This is a genomic window from Janthinobacterium sp. 75 (assembly GCF_004365495.1).
GTDB lineage: Bacteria > Pseudomonadota > Gammaproteobacteria > Burkholderiales > Burkholderiaceae_D > Janthinobacterium.
Window position 1 is genome coordinate 2,973,452 of the sequence record NZ_SORD01000001.1, and the last position, 16,631, is coordinate 2,990,082.

General features: G+C 64.7%; 11 protein-coding genes. 5 read left to right on the forward strand and 6 right to left on the reverse strand.

Going from position 1 to position 16,631, the window contains the following annotated elements:
* The first annotated feature begins 1 nt into the window (after nucleotide 1).
* Nucleotides 2-913 (forward strand): alpha/beta hydrolase, encoded by a 912-nt coding sequence (locus C8C89_RS13570; RefSeq protein ID WP_133990358.1) that lies wholly within the window; start codon nucleotides 2-4, stop codon nucleotides 911-913.
* Here C8C89_RS13570 and C8C89_RS13575 read toward each other — a convergent pair.
* Complete coding sequence (locus C8C89_RS13575) at nucleotides 898-3,789, reverse strand: hybrid sensor histidine kinase/response regulator (RefSeq protein ID WP_243858004.1); 2,892 nt, start codon at nucleotides 3,787-3,789, stop codon at nucleotides 898-900. The genes C8C89_RS13570 and C8C89_RS13575 overlap by 16 nt on opposite strands.
* A 156-nt stretch (nucleotides 3,790-3,945) precedes the next feature.
* Between C8C89_RS13575 and C8C89_RS13580 the strand changes: the two genes are divergently transcribed.
* Nucleotides 3,946-4,575 (forward strand): LysE family translocator, encoded by a 630-nt coding sequence (locus C8C89_RS13580; protein WP_101484623.1) that lies wholly within the window; start codon nucleotides 3,946-3,948, stop codon nucleotides 4,573-4,575.
* Here the strand turns inward: C8C89_RS13580 and C8C89_RS13585 are convergent.
* Together C8C89_RS13585 and C8C89_RS13590 are read right to left on the reverse strand one after the other, a co-directional pair.
* Entirely contained in the window at nucleotides 4,538-5,284 is a 747-nt protein-coding gene (locus C8C89_RS13585; protein ID WP_243858005.1) for a YceI family protein, read from the reverse strand. The genes C8C89_RS13580 and C8C89_RS13585 overlap by 38 nt on opposite strands.
* Nucleotides 5,285-5,809: 525 nt before the next feature.
* On the reverse strand, nucleotides 5,810-8,515 hold the full coding sequence (locus C8C89_RS13590; RefSeq protein WP_133990360.1) for a M1 family metallopeptidase: 2,706 nt from the start codon (nucleotides 8,513-8,515) through the stop codon (nucleotides 5,810-5,812).
* Between the two features lie 251 nt (nucleotides 8,516-8,766).
* On the opposite strand from C8C89_RS13590, the gene C8C89_RS13595 reads away from it, so the two are divergent.
* Entirely contained in the window at nucleotides 8,767-9,390 is a 624-nt protein-coding gene (locus C8C89_RS13595; RefSeq protein WP_101481916.1) for a glutathione S-transferase family protein, read from the forward strand.
* Nucleotides 9,391-9,465: 75 nt separating this feature from the next.
* Here C8C89_RS13595 and C8C89_RS13600 read toward each other — a convergent pair whose 3' ends face one another.
* Nucleotides 9,466-11,577 carry a prolyl oligopeptidase family serine peptidase gene (locus tag C8C89_RS13600; RefSeq protein WP_133990362.1) on the reverse strand — a complete coding sequence of 704 codons (2,112 nt, stop codon included), beginning with the start codon at nucleotides 11,575-11,577 and terminating at the stop codon, nucleotides 9,466-9,468.
* Between the two features lie 213 nt (nucleotides 11,578-11,790).
* On the reverse strand, nucleotides 11,791-12,186 hold the full coding sequence (locus C8C89_RS13605) for a RidA family protein (RefSeq protein ID WP_133993363.1): 396 nt from the start codon (nucleotides 12,184-12,186) through the stop codon (nucleotides 11,791-11,793).
* 144 nt (nucleotides 12,187-12,330) lie between these two features.
* Here C8C89_RS13605 and C8C89_RS13610 point away from each other — a divergent pair, with 144 nt between their 5' ends.
* Nucleotides 12,331-13,272: a LysR family transcriptional regulator gene (locus C8C89_RS13610; RefSeq protein ID WP_133990364.1), complete on the forward strand. Its 942-nt coding sequence runs from the start codon at nucleotides 12,331-12,333 to the stop codon at nucleotides 13,270-13,272.
* Between the two features lie 7 nt (nucleotides 13,273-13,279).
* On the opposite strand, the gene C8C89_RS13615 is transcribed toward C8C89_RS13610, so the two are convergent.
* Complete coding sequence (locus C8C89_RS13615) at nucleotides 13,280-14,911, reverse strand: CehA/McbA family metallohydrolase (RefSeq protein WP_243858006.1); 1,632 nt, start codon at nucleotides 14,909-14,911, stop codon at nucleotides 13,280-13,282.
* Nucleotides 14,912-15,312: 401 nt separating this feature from the next.
* Between C8C89_RS13615 and C8C89_RS13620 the strand changes: the two genes are divergently transcribed.
* Nucleotides 15,313-16,620 carry an MFS transporter gene (locus C8C89_RS13620; protein ID WP_133990368.1) on the forward strand — a complete coding sequence of 436 codons (1,308 nt, stop codon included), beginning with the start codon at nucleotides 15,313-15,315 and terminating at the stop codon, nucleotides 16,618-16,620.
* Nucleotides 16,621-16,631 lie beyond the last annotated feature (11 nt).

Sequence of the window (16,631 nt, forward strand, 5' to 3'; positions counted from 1 at the left end):
CATGCGCTGCCTGATGCTGTTGTGTCTTGTCCTTGTCCACCTGCATGCCAGCGCCGCGCCGGCTGGCGCCATTGTGTTGTGGCCCGGTGCGCCGCCCGGTGGCGCGGCGCCCGGCCCGCAGCGCGATAGTGCCAAGGGCTCCCTCACGCAGGTCGAACAACCGTATCTGATCGTGCACCGCCCGGCGCAGCCGAACGGCCTGGCCATCCTGCTGGTCAGCGGCGGCGGTTATGCGCATATCGAGGCGGGCAAGGAAAGCGCCCCGGCCGCCAGCTGGCTGCAGGCGCAGGGCATTACGGCGTTTGAACTCGTGTACCGCTTGCCGCAGGAGGGCGGTGGGGTGGCCGCGCCATTCCAGGACGGCCAGCGCGCCATGCGCGTGATCCGTGCGCACGCGGCAGAGTGGGGGATTGACCCTGCGCGTATCGGCATGCTCGGGTTTTCCGCTGGCGCCCACCTGGCCGGCATGACGGCCGTGCAGCCCGACGCCGCCCTGTATGCGCCTGTCGACGCGATGGACGTCTTATCCGCGCGGCCCGACTTTGCCGTACTGCTCTACCCCGTGTTGACCATGCAGCGGCCATACGACACGACGCATGCGAAGAAGCAGTTGCTGGGCGCCCATCCGACGCAGGCGGCGCGCGACGCGCTGTCGGTTGAATTGCAAGTCGATGCGCGCACGCCACCAGTGTTTCTGGCGCAGGCACTGGACGATCCCATTTCTCCCCCCGAGAACAGTGTGCTGATGGCCGCGGCTCTGCGCCGCGCGGGCGTACCCGTCGAGCTGCACCAGTTCCAGAGCGGCGGCCATGGCTGGGGCCTGGGCAAGCCGGGCAGCGAGCCGGCCGCCTGGCCGCAACTGTTGCTGGCGTGGCTGCAATCGCGTGGCTGGATGGTTCAAGCTCCGGGCTGATCTTCCAGGTCGTGTCGCGCCACGTCCAGCGCCGCCTGCAGTTGTGGCAGGAATTGCTCCACGTTATCGAGCTGGCCGTTCGAGGCCAGGGTTTCCATCTGGTGGCACAGGCTGTGCAGGGTGGGGCGGCTCAGGTAGCCGGCGCTGCCTTTCAAGGCGTGGAAGGCGGCCGCGGCCGCGCCGGCATTGCCATCGCGCACGGCGTGGCATGCCAGGTCCAGGCGCCGCGGCGCTTCCAGCAGGAACGCTTGCGCGATACGCTGCAAGTGCTGCGGCGACAAGCCTGCCAGGGGAAGGATGTGCACGGGCGCCGTCATGGGATCGGCCGGCGCGGATGGTTCGTCGTCGGCGACGTCCAGGCCGAACTGGTGCGCCAGGGTCTCGTCCTCGGTGGGCGCGGCCGGCGGCAGGGCATGGCCGCGCGCCAGCAGCAGGTCGATGATGGCGTCGATTTTCTCGAACAGCAGCGCTTCGTCGACGGGCTTGCTGAGGAAGTCGTCCATGCCGGATGCCAGATAGCGTTGCCGGTCATGTTCGCTGGCGTTGGCCGTCAGCGCGAGGATGGGGATGTGCGCGTCGGGAATGGGGAATTGCGCGTTGCCGCCGTCGCGGATCAGGCGCGCGGCCTGTTCGCCATCCATCAGCGGCATGCGGCCATCCATCAGCACGCAGTCGTAGGCGCCTGTGCCCAGCGCGCGCAGCGCCTGCTCGCCGTTTTCGACGATGGTGACGTCATGGCCCATGCCCTCCAGCAGGGTGCCGATGATGATCTGGTTGGTGCGCACGTCTTCGGCGCACAGGATGCGCAGGCGGCAGGCATGGCGCGCCTGGCGTACTGGCCGGCGCGCGTCGGCCGCCGGCGCGCTGCCGTCTTGCAGCGGCAAAGTGAAATGGAAGCGCGAGCCGATGCCGACCCGGCTTTCCACGCCGATGGTGCCATTCATCAGTTCGACCAGTTCCTTGCAGATGGCCAGGCCCAGGCCCGTACCGCCGTAGCGGCGCGTGGTGGAATGGTCGGCTTGCTCGAATTTCTGGAACAAACGCGGCAAGGTGTCGGCATCGATGCCAGGGCCCGTGTCGCTGATGATGAATTCGATGCCGCTGCGGCCATCGCCGCGCGGCAGCGTGCGGGCGCGCCGCACTTCCAGCAGCACTTCGCCATTCGCCGTGAATTTCAGCGCGTTCCCCAGCAGATTGATGAGGATTTGCCGCAATCGCGTGGGATCGGCGCGCACGTAGCGGGGCAGGTCCAGCGCCAGTTCACGGCGCAGCAGCAGGCTCTTGGCGTCGGCCTGGCCCTGCACGATGCCCGCCGCGTCGCCGATCAGCGCCAGCAGGTCGAAGTCCACGGTTTCCAGGGTCAGCTTGCCCGCGTCGATCTTCGAGAAATCAAGGATATCGTTGAGAATGGTTAATAAGGAGACGCCATTGTGCAGGCCGATGCGCAGGTATTCCTGCGTGCGGCCTTTGACGGACTGGTCGCGCAGGGCGAATTTCAGCATGCCGATCACGCCGGCCAGCGGGGTGCGGATGTCGTGGCTCATGGCCGACAGGAAATCGATGCGGTGGCGGCTGACCACTTCCGCGTGCTCCTTGGCCTTCAGCAGGGCGTCGTTGCTGAGGGTGAGCGCCAACGTCCGCTCCCGCACGCGTTGCTCCAGATTGTTGCGCAGCAGACGGATCTGGTCGGCCAGGGCAAACGCCAGCAGCAAGCCGTCGAAGGTGCCGCCAAGCAGGGTTACCAGCTGGGCATTGGCCACCATGGCCGGCATCAGGCCCAGGTTGGCCGGCAGGATCAGAAAGCCGGGCAGCATCAGGGCGACGAAGGCCAGCACGAAGAAGCGCGCCGGCTGGTAGCCGCGGCACCAGACGACGATGCCGCAGATGAGCGCCAGCAGCATCCAGATGCTGATGGCGATGGTGGCCAGGGTGTGCGCATACGACAGGGCGAAGAAGCAGCTGGGTAGCAGCAGCAGGGGCAGCACCAGGTTGACCTTGCTGATGCGGTACAGCAGGAGCGAGTAGTCGCGCAGGTGCAGGAAATGCATGTAGAACAGGGTGCTGAAGACGGGCAGCAGGAAAAACGGCACGTAATGCAACTGCAACTGGTGCCAGTCGAACAGGTCGGCAAAGACGTGGAAGGTCATGGCCCAGGCCAGGCCATAGGTCAGCACGTACAGCGCGTAATAGGCCGAGGCTTTGTCCAGGGTGATGGAAAAGATGAAGAAATTAAACAGGCCCAGCGCCAGCAGGGCGCCGATGGACGCCACCATCAGGAAGTTTTCCTTGCCCACCAGCTTGCGGTAGTCCTGCTGCGTCTTCATGCCGAACAGGGGGGCGCGCGCGTAATACGGACTGGAAAAGCGGATCAGGATGTCATACGTGGCGCCAGGCGCCAGTTGCACGTTCCTGCCGTAGTGCAATAAATACTCGTGCGGGCGCTGGTAGCCCGTCAGCAAGGTCTGCGGCGCCGTGTGCGGCCCGGGGCCATACACGTACAGGTCGACCAGGTCGATCAGGGTGTCGTTCGGGTCGATGACCCAGGCTGCTACGCTGCTGTCGTTGCGCACTTGCGCATGCAGCCAGTAGGCGCCGCCGAACAGGTCGACCTGGTCGGCCGGGCGCTGGCGCGCCAGCCAGGCGGGCAGGGCGGCGGCATCGGCGGGCGCGCTGTCATTTCCGGCGAGAAATAGTTGCCCGCCGCTGCCCAGGTGATGGATGCCTTGCTTGCTCAGGGACAAGGATGCCGCCTGCGCCGCGCCCGTCAGCCCCAGCAGACCGAACAGCAGGCCGATCAGGAGCGGCCAGCCGCATAGCCAGACGCTGACGCGGGAGCTGGGCGCGCGGTGGCGGGATGGGGGCGGGTGGGCTGGCATCGATGAGTGTGGTGATGGTCGCGCGGGACTGGCGGCAATGCCGTTTGCTGTAGATGACTCATTTTAATCGACTCTCGGTGGCATAAGGACAATTTCATGTCCTGCCGGCATGGCGCACACTCCGGTATCATGGCGCCTTTTGCCCGCGAGACCTCCATGCTCAGTCCCGACCAGTTCCTGGCCTTCCTGGCCGCCGCCGTCCTGATTACCGCCAGTCCCGGCCCCGACAACCTGATGGTGCTGGGCGTGGGCATGTCGCGCGGGCGCCGCCAGGGCATGGCGTTCGGCCTGGGTTGCGCCCTTGGCTGCCTCACGCACACGGTGCTGGCGACCGTCGGCGTGTCGGCCCTGCTTGCCGCCTCGCCCATCGCCTTTACCGCGCTGAAAGTAGCTGGCGGCCTCTACCTGGTATGGCTGGGCATCGGCGCCTTGCGCAGCCGTGGCGGCGCGAAAGTCGACGGTGCGGCTGTCTTGCCCGACGAATCGCTGCTGCGCCTGTTCGGCAAGGGTTTGTTCGCCAACAGTATCAATCCGAAAGTCGTGCTGTTTTTCCTCTCGTTCTTGCCGCAATTCATTGTCGCAGGCCAGGGCAATGCCAGCTGGCAGACGGCGCAGCTGGGCCTGGTCTTCACGGCGCAAGCTTGCGTGCTGTTCGGCCTGCTCGGCTATTTTTCCGGCGCCGTCGGCCTCTGGCTCAACCGCCGCCCGCGCGCCGGCCTGTGGCTGGACCGCGTGGCCGGCACCATTTTCATCGGCCTGGGCCTGCGCCTGATCCTGGCGCGCTGACTTCCTGCCGGGCGGTGATGCGGAACGCCAGTTCCATCTGATCCTGCACGGCCATGGCGCCGCCCAGGACGGCGAACGGCACGATGCCGAAGTCGCTCTGTTTCAGCAGCAGGCTGCCACTGGCCTGCAAGCCGCGCCCATCGGCCGCTTCCGCCACCCGCACGGGCAGCTGCACTGTGCGCGTCACCCCATGCAGGGTGATGTCGGCGTCGAGCACCTCCTTGTCGCCCGTGCGGCGGGCCTCGATACGCACCCACGGATATCGCTCGGCGTCGAGCACGCGCACCAGCATATTGTGGCGCGTGCCGGCGACGGCGTCCGCCGACGGCGTCGTTGTCAGGCCGGCCGCCTGGCGCAAGCTCTCTTCATCCACGCTCATCTCGTCCAGCCGGAACTGGAATTGTGCGCGTCCCGGCGCAGGTGCCACCACGCCTTGCAGGGTGCGGCTGGCGATCACATGGTCATGCCCCAGGCGGGCCAGCGCGCCGCCGCGCCGCACGGTGATGGTCAGCAGGGATTCCTGCGGGACGATATGCAGGACGCGCATGCCCGGCTGTTGCCACGCGGGCGCGGGCATGGCGGCAGGGGCGGCCGGCGCAGGTGCCTGGGCAGGAGCGGGAGGCAAGGGCGTGCAGGCCGCCAGCACGGCGCATGCAAGCAGAAAAGTGGTGCATATGGCGGACGGCAGGCGGTGTTTCTGGCTGGGCATGGGCGCAAGGGGCTGGGGCGATGGGGGAATAGTACGCGATCTGCGCGTCGGCGCGCGTGCAATGTGAGCGCTGCGTCATACAGCCGTCATATGCCGCTGTTATGATGCTTTCGTTGGCACACAGCATGCGGTGCGCAGATCACTACGTTCCGGGAGCGATAGGATGCAGGCATGACTCAACAGCTTAGCCGGTGAGCTCAACCATCGGCACCAGACACGTAAAACTTATTTTATAGTAATGATCGCAGGGCGGAGCAGGGGAAATGAAGGGATGGGGCGGGAATTTAATGAAGTCCTAAGCCTGTCTCAACGAAGGGCTGGCATAGTGGAGTCATGGCGCACGGAAACCCCGGGCGCAGGGTTGCCGGACACCTCAATGACCGGCACGATTTCCGCTTTCTTGTTTTTCCCAGTTTATCCCTGCGCTCTGAAACAGCGTTTCAACCGGCTACCGCACTTTGCGAAGCCGGTTTTTTTTGCCTGCGTTTTCATCCGTTCCCGGCGCCGTAGTGCCGGCAATTCCACTTAGCCCGCCTGTTTCGCCAGCCATGCATCGACCGCTGGCAGCCGTTCTGCACGCAGCTTGATGCGGTACTCGATGCCAGCCACGGAACTGTCGGCGTCGCCGCGCGCGCCTTCGGGCAGGTTGGCTTGCGCGTACGCCTTCAGCTTGGCGATCATCTCCGGCTGCGCCGAGCCGGCGGCCAGGCGTGGGAAGTAGCGGCTGCGCGAACTGGCGTCGATGCGCGCATTGACTTGTTCCAGGTGCGCCAGCGCAAAGTCGAAGGCCAGATCCGGATGCGTGCGCGCCACGCGCGAGATCATGGCGGGGCTGTTGGTCACGCCCGGTTCGTCCGTCAGCGCCAGTGTCAGCGCGCGCTGTGCCAGGGCAGGATCATCGCTGGAGGCCAGCAGGTCGTACAGCTGGTTTTTGACCAGCGGCGTCTTTTCCTGCTGCGCCTTGGCGTGCAGCTGTTCCCAAGTGGCGGCGTCCGCATGCTGGGCCACCACGCCCAGGATGGTGCGGCGCAGCGGCGCGGGCATGGCGGCGGCATTTTGCTCACCGGCCTGTTCGCTGGCCGCGTAGCGGCGGCGCGCCTCTTGCAGCACGCCGGGCTCGCCCATGTCGCCGAGGATGGCAATCAGGCGTCCGCGCAGGGTCGCCACGCTGGACGCTTCGCCTGCGCGCGCTTCCCAGCCCGTCTGCGCCATCATCGGCGCCAGGCGGGCGATGGCAAAGCGGCCGAAGGCTTGCTGGCGCACGGCATCGCCCGCATATTGTTCATACAGGCCGTTCAGCGAGGCGGCCACCTTGCCCAGCACTTGCGGATCTGCCGACAGGGGCGTCGCTTTTACCAGTTCCAGGAAGTCGGCCAGGTTTTGCGCGCCCGACAGGCCCAGCGACTGGCTGTCCGACAGCAAGCCCAGTTGATCGATGGGTGCCAGGCGCGCAAAGCTGCGCGCCAGCGCGCGCGTGTTGGCGGGCGCGTACACGGTGCGGTAGTAGCCGCTCTGGCCCGCGTTTACCAGCAGGGCGCCGCAACCGGGCACGTTCAATGTCGCCTTGCCATTCTTGACCAGCACGCGCGCCTGCTTGTGACTGCCGACCGTCGAGGCGATCACCGGCACTTTCCACGACAGCGGCTTCTTGTCCGGCTGGTCCTTGGAAAATTCCGTCTGCGTGAGGGTCACGCGCGTGCTGCCCTTCCTGCACACGGCTTGGCCCACCGTGATCATCGGCACGCCCGGCTGCAGGGTGAAATCATGGGCGATGGCGCTGACAGGCTTGCCGGCGGCCGCATCGACTTCGCGCCACAGGTCGTCCGACACCGTATTGCCATACGCATGCTTGCGCATGTAGCTGCGCACGGCCGTGCGCCAGGTGTCGGCGCCCACGTACGCTTCAAGCATGCGTATCACCGCTTCGCCTTTTTGATAGGTGATGCCGTCGAAGGCCTGGCTGGCTTGCTCCACGGTGGCGATGCGCTGCACCACGGGATGCGTGGTGCGTAGCGCGTCCTGGCTCATGGCCGATTCGCGCCCGCCCACGTTGGACAGGGCCGTGTTCCACTCAGGGTGCAGGCGTTCCGTGGTGCGGCTTTCCATCCACGAGGCAAAGCCTTCGTTGAGCCACAGGTCGTCCCACCAGCGCATGGTGACCAGGTCGCCGAACCACTGGTGCGCCATTTCATGCGACAGGGTGGTGTAGATGTTTTCCTTGTCGGACTGGGTCGAGATGGCCGGGTCGAGCAGCAGGCCATATTCGAAGGTGAACACGGCACCCCAGTTTTCCATGGCGCCGAAGAACTGGCTGCGGCCCGGCGCGGCGATGTTGTCGAGCTTGGGCAGCGGGTAGCGCACGCCGAAGTAATCGTTGTATTCGCGCAGCAGGGCGGCTGATTCGTCGAGCGCGAAGCGGCTTTGCGCCAGCGCGCCCTTTTTCGTGATGACGCCCACTTCCGTGCCGTCGGCCATCTTTGTCGCCCGTTCGAAGTCGCCCAGGCCGAAGAACAGCAGATAGGTCGACATGCGCGGGGTGGTGGCGAAGTACACGTGCTTCATGCCATAGCCCAGCTCCTCGCTGCGGGCAATGGGCATGTTGCCGACGGCCATCTGATTGCTCGGCACGACCACGTCCAGCGCGAAGGTGGCCTTGTAGTCCGGTTCATCCCATGACGGCAGCATGCTGCGCGCATCGGAATTCTCGAACTGCGTGTACAGCGCGCGCTGGCGCCCTTGCGGCGTGTCGTAGTCGAGCGAGAACAGGCCCGTGGCCTGCGTGCCGATCTTGCCGCTGTAATCGATGCGCAACAGGTACTCGCCCTTGTCCACGGGCTCGGCAAAGTGCACCGTGGCCGTCTGCTTGTCCGCATCGAACTCGATCTTGCGCGTTACCTGCTTGCTGCCGCCCGCGCCTTCGATGGCGGCGGCGGCAAACGCCAGGTTCAAGGCATTGAAGGTGATGCTGCTTGTTGGCGTGTCGACGGCCACCTTGATGGCCGCTTCGCCCTTGAAGGTGGCGGCGGCGGCGTCCGGGGTGATCGACACAATGTAGTGCAAAGGCCTGACGCCGCGCGGCAGCTGCGTGGTGGTCGTGGCGGCGTGGCTGGCCGAGGCGTATTTGGCGGCGGGTGCGGCGTGGCCCGGGTTGAAGGCGGTGACGGCAGCCAGTGCCAGGACGGCTGCGGCCAGTTGGCTGCGGCGGAAACGCGGTGTCGGTGTACGGTGCATGGTATGCCCTTGGTTCATGGATAAAACGCCCGCCAGCCGGGTAGGCCGCGGGCGTTGATGACGTGTGGGGGACATCGCTGGAACTGGCGGCCAGCGTTCCCCTGCAGCAATCTAAGGCGAAACGGGGGCAAAGTCAACGCGCCCGGGGCGGCACTTGCCTGCCGCACGCTGGTATGATGGGTGACTGGCCGTACTGCCACAGGCCAGTCCCACAGCTGATTTTCCACCACAACGAGACGAGACCCACGCCCATGAAACTGATTATCAGCCCCCGCACGCCCAATCCACGCCGCGTCACCATGTTCATCGCCGAGAAGGGCATCACCGGCATCGAGGAAGTGGCGCTCGACCTGATGGCGGGCCAGCACCGCGATCCCGCCTTCCTGGCGAAAAACCCGCTGGGCCGCGTGCCCGTGCTGGAATTGGCGGACGGGCGCGTTTTGACCGAGACGCGCGCCATCTGCACCTACCTGGAAGGTTTGCAGCCGCAGCCCAATTTGATGGGCGAGGGTTTCGAGGAGCGCGCCTTCATTGAAATGGCCGACCGCCGCGTGGAATTGCATTTGTTCAGCGCCGCCGCCAACTGGGTGCGCCACGGCCATCCGGCCCTGGTGGCGCTGGAAAACCCGCAGTTTCCCGATTTCGCCACGGCGCAGGCGGGCAAGCTGCGCGAAACGGCGCAATGGCTGGACCAGGTGCTGGCCAGCCAGCCCTACATCGCCGGCGATCGTTTCACGATTGCCGACATCACGGCCTTTTGCGCGCTGGAATTCGCACGGGGCCTGATGAAGTATCGGCCGGGCGCGGAAGGGCTGCAGCACTTGCAGGCCTACCGCGACCGCATCGCCGAACGTCCCAGCGCGCAGCTGAAGTAAGCGCCCCAAAAAAAGAACGCCTGCGCCGGAGTCCGGTGCAGGCGTTCTGTCTTGCCAGGTGCCGTCAGGCCCGTTTTATTTCAGCTGCTCGAGCAGGAAGGTGTAGGTCAGCGCCCACATCAGCGCCTGCTGGTCGTTGTTGGCGGCGCCCGCATGGCCGCCTTCCGTGTTTTCCCAGTACAGCACGTCGTGGCCTTGTTCTTCCATCTTCGCCACCATCTTGCGCGCATGGCCGGGGTGGACCCGGTCGTCGCGCGTCGAGGTGGTCAACAGCACGCGCGGATATTTCTTGTCCTTGAAGACGTTCTGGTACGGCGAGTACTTGCTGATGTAAGCCCATTGTTCCGGCACGTCCGGGTCGCCGTACTCTCCCATCCACGAGGCGCCCGCCAGTAGCTTGTTATAGCGGCGCATGTCGAGCAGCGGCACCTGGCTGACGACGGCGTTGAACAGGTCGGGGCGCTGCACCAGCACGGCGCCCGTCAGCAGGCCGCCATTGCTGCCGCCCATGATGCCCAGGTGGCGCGGACTGGTAACCTTGCGCTTGATCAGATCTTGCGCCACGGAGATGAAATCGTCATACGCGCGCTGGCGGTTTTCCTTCAGCGCCGCCTGGTGCCAGCGGGGGCCGAATTCGCCGCCGCCGCGGATATTCGCCAGCACATACACGCCGCCCTTTTCCAGCCACGCCACGCCCGTGGTGCCGCTGTAGCTAGGTTTGAGTGACACTTCGAAGCCGCCATAGCCATACAGCACGGTAGGGTTGCTGCCGTTGAACTTCGTCTTCTTGCCCATGATGGCAAAATACGGCACCTTGGTGCCATCCTTCGACGTCGATTCGAACTGCTCCACCTTGTACGGCGCCGCGTCATAGTAGGCGGGCAGCGACTTGATTTTGGTCCGCTTGTCGCTTTGCGCCGTGGCCAGATACAGGGTGGTCGGGTTGAGGAAGTCCGTCACCGTCAGGAAGTACTGGTCCGAGTCGACGGGATCGAGCGCGCTGACGGCCAGGGTACCCAGTTTTGGCGCATCGACGGCGCGGCGCTGCCACTTGCCGTTCACGTGGCGCAGTTCCGTCAGGCGGTTCTTGACCTTGTCCAGGGTTGTCACGAGGATGGTTGATTTCGTCGGCGTGACATTGTCCAGCGAAGACGTGGCCGTGGGCGCGTACAGTACTTCCAGCTCTTGCTTGCCCTGCATGAAGGCCTTGAAGTCGGTGGCCAGCAGGGAGCCTTGCACATAGGTCTTGCCGTTCACTTTCCAGTCCGAGCGCAGTGTGATGACCAGCTGGTCGCGCACGGTGAATGCCGTCGCGTCGTCCGGTTTCGGCACCTTCTTCAAGTCGGCGCCGTCGCGCAGGAACATTTCGCCGCTGTAGAAATCGATCTGCCGCTCGATGAACTGGTGTTCGTAGCCGGGTGTGAAGTCCTTGTAGGCGCCGGCGCTCAGATCGTCGGCCTTGGCTTCGTACAGCGTTTGCGCCTGCGCCAGCGGCGTGCCGCGCTGCCACTCTTTGATGATGCGCGGGTAGCCGGAGCTGGTCATCGTGCCTGGGCCGAAATCGGTGGAGACGAACAGGGTATCCTGGTCGATCCAGCTGGCGCTGCCCTTCGCTTCCGGCAGGATGAAGCCGCCGTCGACAAAGGTGCGTTTCGCCACGTCGTATTCACGCACCACCTTGGCATCGCCGCCGCCGCGCGACAGGGAAATGAGGCAGCGTTCGCCCTTCGGATACAGGCAGGAAGCGCCGCCCCAGACCCAGTTTTCATTTTCGCCGGCGGCCAGCTGGTCGAGGTCGATTATGGTTTCCCAGGTCGGTTCGGCCTGCTGGTATTGCGCCAGGGTGGTGCGGCGCCAAATGCCGCGCACATGCTGGGCGTCGCGCCAGAAATTGTAGTAAAACTCGCCTTCCTTGCTGACGTAGGGAATGCGTTCCTTCGAATTGAGGATGGTTTTCAGGCGCGCCTGCAGGGCCGGGAAGCCGGGCCGGGCTTCCAATTCTTTGGTGGTGACGGCATTGTGCTGCTTGACCCAGGCCAGCGGCTTGTCGCCGAGGACTTCTTCCAGCCACAGGTGGGGATCGGCCGGAGAAGTGGACGCGGCGGGTGCGGGTGCTTGTGCATGGGCGATGCCCGCTGCGGCCAGGCCGAGCAGCATGCTGCTGGCAAAGGTGCGATATGACGACATAAAGGGTTCCTGGTTGGTCCGATGGAGGCCGCGTTGCAGGCAAAACGGCGCGTTCATGGTGCCATGGATTGCTGTGAGGAACCAGTGTGGTATCGCTATTACGATAGACTTGGCATGTGTTTCATATAATATTTTATTTGAATCCTGTTGGCCATATTTTCTGCGTCATTGGGCGGTGTCTACGGGTTTTAATTTCGTGCTTCCTGGGAAGTACTACGCTGGCAACTTTGCCACCACCTTGATCTCAAACTGGAAGCCGTACAGCCACGTCACCCCCATGGCCGTGACGGTGGGGTGGGGTGCATCGCCCCAGTACTCGGCCAGCACAATGTCCCAGATGCGCTGGAATGTCGCTTCCGGTTCGACCAGGAAGAGGGTCACGTCGACCACGTCGTCGAAGGTGCAATGGGCGGCCTGCAGGATGGCGTTGAGGTTGTCGAAGGCCAGCCTGACTTGCGCTTCCAGTTCCGGTTCTGGCGAGCCATCGGCGCGGCTGCCCACCTGGCCGGAGACGAACAGCAAGCCGTTGGACCGCACGGCGGGGGAATAGCGGTTTTTTTCATACAGCGCCTGGCGACCAGGTGGAAAGACGACGTCGCGGGTGATCATTGCATTGTTCATGGCATGCTCCTTTGGTGATGCCGCCCAACGGCGGCCTGGACAGAACTTTAGCCACGCCCGGCGCGCAGATAAAGGGGCAAACTACCCCAAGACTGTTTGTATAATCCAAATAATCGGTATGGGGAGGTGGCGATGGACAAGTTGGATACGATGCGGGCGTTCGTGCGGGTGGTCGAGACGGGCAGCTTCACCAAGGCGGCCGACACCTTGCACATGAGTCGTACCAGCGTGACGCAGCTGGTGCAGCAGCTGGAGGCCCGTTTGCGCCTGAAGTTGCTCAACCGTACGACGCGCAAGGTCAATGTCACGGCCGATGGTGCCGAGTATTACGAACGCATCGTGCCCGTGCTGGCCAGCCTGGACGACATTGAAGCCAGCTTGCCCGGCGCTGCGGCGCTACCCCGTGGCCAGTTGCGGGTGGATGTGCCCAGCCCGCTCGCCAGCCTGCTGCTGGTGCCGGCGCTGCCGCAATTTTACGCGCGTTATCCGGACATCCAGCTGGATATGGGCGCCAGCGACCGCATGGTCGATGTCATTGGCGACAATGTCGATTGCGTCATTCGTGGCGGCGAGATGCGCGACCAGTCTTTGATGGCGCGCAAGATCGGCGACTTGCAACTGGCCGTGTACGCCGCGCCAGGCTACCTGGCGCGCGCAGGCACGCCCAGCCATCCACAGGAACTGGAAGAGGCACGGCACCGTATCGTTCGCTTTCGCTGGGGGCGTGGCGGCAACGGCTTTTCCACTGTGCTGCGGCACGATGGCAGGAGCGTGACGATCCAGGGCCAGTATGCGCTGTCGATTGACGATGGCAATGGCTATCTGGCGGCGGGGCTGGCGGGCCTGGGCGCGTTGTGGCTACCGGATTACATGGCCAGGGCGCATGTGGCGGCAGGGGCCCTGATTCCCTTGTTCGGGGACTGGCAGATCGATCCCATGCCCTTGTACCTGGCATATCCGCCCAACCGCCATGTCAGCAAGAAGCTGCGCGTATTTATTGATTGGGTCGTCGAATTGATGGCGCAGCAGGCGCCGCTGCAGCCAGACACGCGGGAATTTCTGCCGCCACGCTAAGCTCCCTTCACGGCAACTGATTCACCCACACGGGCGCGGACCAGATGATGTTGCCGTCATCCTGCGTCAGCCGCGCGTAATAGAAATGCGGGCCGGGCGCGGGCGTGAAGGTGATGTCAGCCTGGTCCGACAGTTGGGTGACGGACCCATTGCCGCCCGGCACGCCGTGCAAGATGGCGATGGCCGCCGCTTGCCGCCCCGCGCTGTTGCTGAAATGGGTGGCCAGGTGCAGCGGGCCATGGTTGTCGAAGCGCTCGCCCATCAGCTTTCCGTTGGCCGTGAACAGCAGCTGTGCGTGCTTGTCCATGGTGGCGAAGACGCGGCGCGCGCGCAGTGCCTCCAGGAAACTGTCGCGTGTCAAGGGCATGCCGGCAGCCGGGCTGGCCACCAGCACGGCCGTACGGTTGCCATACGACGCGCCCCAGTTGGCGCAGTGGTTGTCCTGATTGCTGCTGAAGGCCACGTGGTAGCCGGCCGCCAGGGCCCGGTTGCAAGCGGCCTCGTAATTGCTGCGCCGCGTCTCCGATTCCTGGTCGTTGCTGGAAAAGGCGGAGGTATTCATCACTTCGCACAGCACCATGGCCGCGTCGCCGTCCGGCGTGTAGCCCAGCGGCTGGCCGTTGACGAGAAACTGGCCCGCATAGGCAGGGTGGTTGAATTGGGCTATCCAGCCCCGTTCGCGCGTCAGCGCGTACAGGCCCGCATAATCGCCCTTCGGCGTTTCCACGTCGGCCAGCAGTTCGCCGCCGGCATTTCTTTCCCAGCCCAGCAACTGCTCGCTATTGAAGATATTCAGGTGGCCGCCCTTGTTGATGACGCCCCATTCCATGCCGTACAGGGCGAGGAAGCCGGGGTGGGCAGCCGTGTAGGCGGCCGCTTCGGCCAGCCCCGTCTGGTACAGAGCTGTCGCTTCGGCAGCGGTGGCAGCGCCATTCGTGCCGTCAGAACCGTCATACATATGGTTGTGCTCGGACGTCAGCAGCGCGTCTAGCCCATGTTGCTGCGCATATTGGTAGGCATCGATGGGACCGTAGGGCGCCGTTTGCGGGGCTTGTGCGCCATGGCAGGCATCGAGCGCCGCGCCGCCGTCGCTGTGGCGCGTCTGGCTGTGCAGGTTGGCGTAGACGATGCGGTAGTCCACCTGGCCATCCAGGCCGGGCAGTTGTTGCTGGGCGGCCTGGAAGGCGGGCACCCTGGGCGCCGTGCCACGCCCCCGCAGCAGCTGGATGTGCCATTGCTGCTCCACCTGCGTCTGCTGCGGCGTGCCGGCGTCCGCCACGGCCAGCAGGCGCAGCTGGTACAAGCCGTCAGGAACCCGCGCGCGCCGTTCGCGCGCATCGGCGTCGGCGCGGCCATCCCAGGGCAGGGTGACGTTCTGGCCGCCAGCGCCCACCTCTTGTGTGCCTGACCAGCGCCTCTGCATGGCGCCTTGCGGGAAGGGGCCGGACAGCGTCAATGTCCAGCGCACCGCATGGGTGCGGCCCTCGTCGGGATAAGCAAGCCACACGATAAATGTGTGCGCCGGGCTTGTCCGCGCACCGGCTGCGGCGCGGAAGTGTGCGACGACGGTGGCGTCGAGTTCGCTGTGTTCCTTAGGCTCGTGCGCGGCAGCAGTGTTGCTCCATGTAAGGAGCAACACGCCAGCGCACATGCAAGCGAGCCATGGCGGCCAGGGCGGCCAAGGTGGCCAAAATCGGCATTGCAGGGTCTTGACCATTGTAGTCTCCCGCTACTGCTTCAAATGTAGTTTAGATAAGATATGCCATCGTTGGTTCCCGCATGCACCAGCAAGTGGCGTGCTTGCACCATGAGGCACCATGATCTGGCGCAAAGCAGGTGTCAATGGCGCCGCATGCCCCTGGAGAAGCTGGCACGGCGCTTGCTACACAAGAGATACGGATCAACGGCGATCCCCTGAATAAACGCACAACGGTCCAACGTGGGACCACATGGACAACGGCGTCCGCCCAGGCTGATTTTTATCATCGGCGGGGGCGGGCGCCGTTTTGTTTTATCAACGGGATATTTCGGGAACCTGACATGGCCAGCCAAAAAGCAACGCGCATCGCGCTCTTCTCCCTCGCCACCCCGCCCATGCGGGCATTCCACCTGACGTGGATGGCATTTTTCGTGTGTTTCTTCGCCTGGTTCGCCTGCGCACCGCTAATGCCGGTCATCAAGGGCGAGTTCGGCCTTTCCTTGGCGCAAGTGGCCAATATCAATATCGCGGCCGTCGCCATCACCATCCTCGTGCGCCTGATCGTGGGACCATTGTGCGACCGCTACGGCCCGCGCAAGACGTACACGGGCTTGCTGTTGCTGGGCGCCATTCCCGTGCTGGGCGTGGCCGCTTCGCAAAGTTATGAAAGCTTTCTGTTTTTCCGCCTGGGCATCGGCGCCGTCGGTGCCAGCTTTGTCATCACGCAATATCACACCTCCGTGATGTTTGCGCCCCGCGTGGTGGGGACGGCGAATGCGGCCGCCGCCGGCTGGGGCAATGCGGGCGGCGGCGCGGCGCAGGCGCTGATGCCGCTGCTGCTCGGCGCCGTGCTGATGCTGGGCGTGTCCGAGTCGCTGGGCTGGCGCATCGCCCTGCTGGTGCCGGGCGTGCTGATGCTGCTGATGGCTGTCCTCTACTGGCGCTATACGCAGGATTGCCCGGAAGGAAATTATTCAGACTTGCGCAAGGCTGGCGCGGCCATCGAGGGTGGCAAAGGTGGTGGCAAAAGCGGGGGCTGGGACAGCTTCAAGGCCGCCAGTTCCAACTACCGCGTGTGGCTGCTGTTCGTCACCTATGGCGCCTGCTTCGGCATCGAGATTTTCATCCACAACATCGCCGCCGTGTACTACGTCGACCATTTCGGCCTGTCGTTGAAATCCGCAGGCCTGGCCGCCGGCAGCTTCGGCTTGCTGGCCCTGTTTGCCCGTGCCCTGGGTGGCTGGATGTCCGATAAATTGGCCCTGCGCGGCAACCTGAACAGCCGCGTGACCCTGCTGTTCATGCTGATGATAGGCGAAGGCGTGGGCTTGCTGTGGTTTGCGAAAGTCGACAGCGTCACGTACGCCGTTATCGCCATGCTGGTCTTCGGCCTGTTCACCCACATGGCTTGCGGCGCCACCTACGCGCTGGTGCCCTTCATCGATAGCCGTGCGCTCGGCGGCGTGGCCGGCATCATCGGCGCAGGCGGCAATGTGGGCGCCGTGGCGGCCGGTTTTCTGATGAAGGGCACGGGCGACATCCGCCAGACCCTGATCATCCTCAGCGCGCTGGTGGTGATCTCGGCCCTGTGCGCCATCGCCGCCCGATTTACGGGGCTGGCGGCGGAACCGAACATGGCTGCGGCCTGAGGAGAGCAAGC

Bases quoted from the DNA above. Each gene is read 5' to 3' on its own strand.
- C8C89_RS13595 (WP_101481916.1), top strand. From the start codon at position 8,767: ATGAAACTGATTATCAGCCCCCGCACGCCCAATCCACGCCGCGTCACC.
- C8C89_RS13575 (WP_243858004.1), bottom strand. From the start codon at position 3,789: ATGCCAGCCCACCCGCCCCCATCCCGCCACCGCGCGCCCAGCTCCCGC.
- C8C89_RS13600 (WP_133990362.1), bottom strand. From the start codon at position 11,577: ATGTCGTCATATCGCACCTTTGCCAGCAGCATGCTGCTCGGCCTGGCC.
- C8C89_RS13585 (WP_243858005.1), bottom strand. From the start codon at position 5,284: ATGCCCAGCCAGAAACACCGCCTGCCGTCCGCCATATGCACCACTTTT.
- C8C89_RS13620 (WP_133990368.1), top strand. From the start codon at position 15,313: ATGGCCAGCCAAAAAGCAACGCGCATCGCGCTCTTCTCCCTCGCCACC.
- C8C89_RS13610 (WP_133990364.1), top strand. From the start codon at position 12,331: ATGGACAAGTTGGATACGATGCGGGCGTTCGTGCGGGTGGTCGAGACG.
- C8C89_RS13570 (WP_133990358.1), top strand. From the start codon at position 2: ATGCGCTGCCTGATGCTGTTGTGTCTTGTCCTTGTCCACCTGCATGCC.
- C8C89_RS13580 (WP_101484623.1), top strand. From the start codon at position 3,946: ATGCTCAGTCCCGACCAGTTCCTGGCCTTCCTGGCCGCCGCCGTCCTG.
- C8C89_RS13605 (WP_133993363.1), bottom strand. From the start codon at position 12,186: ATGATCACCCGCGACGTCGTCTTTCCACCTGGTCGCCAGGCGCTGTAT.
- C8C89_RS13590 (WP_133990360.1), bottom strand. From the start codon at position 8,515: ATGCACCGTACACCGACACCGCGTTTCCGCCGCAGCCAACTGGCCGCA.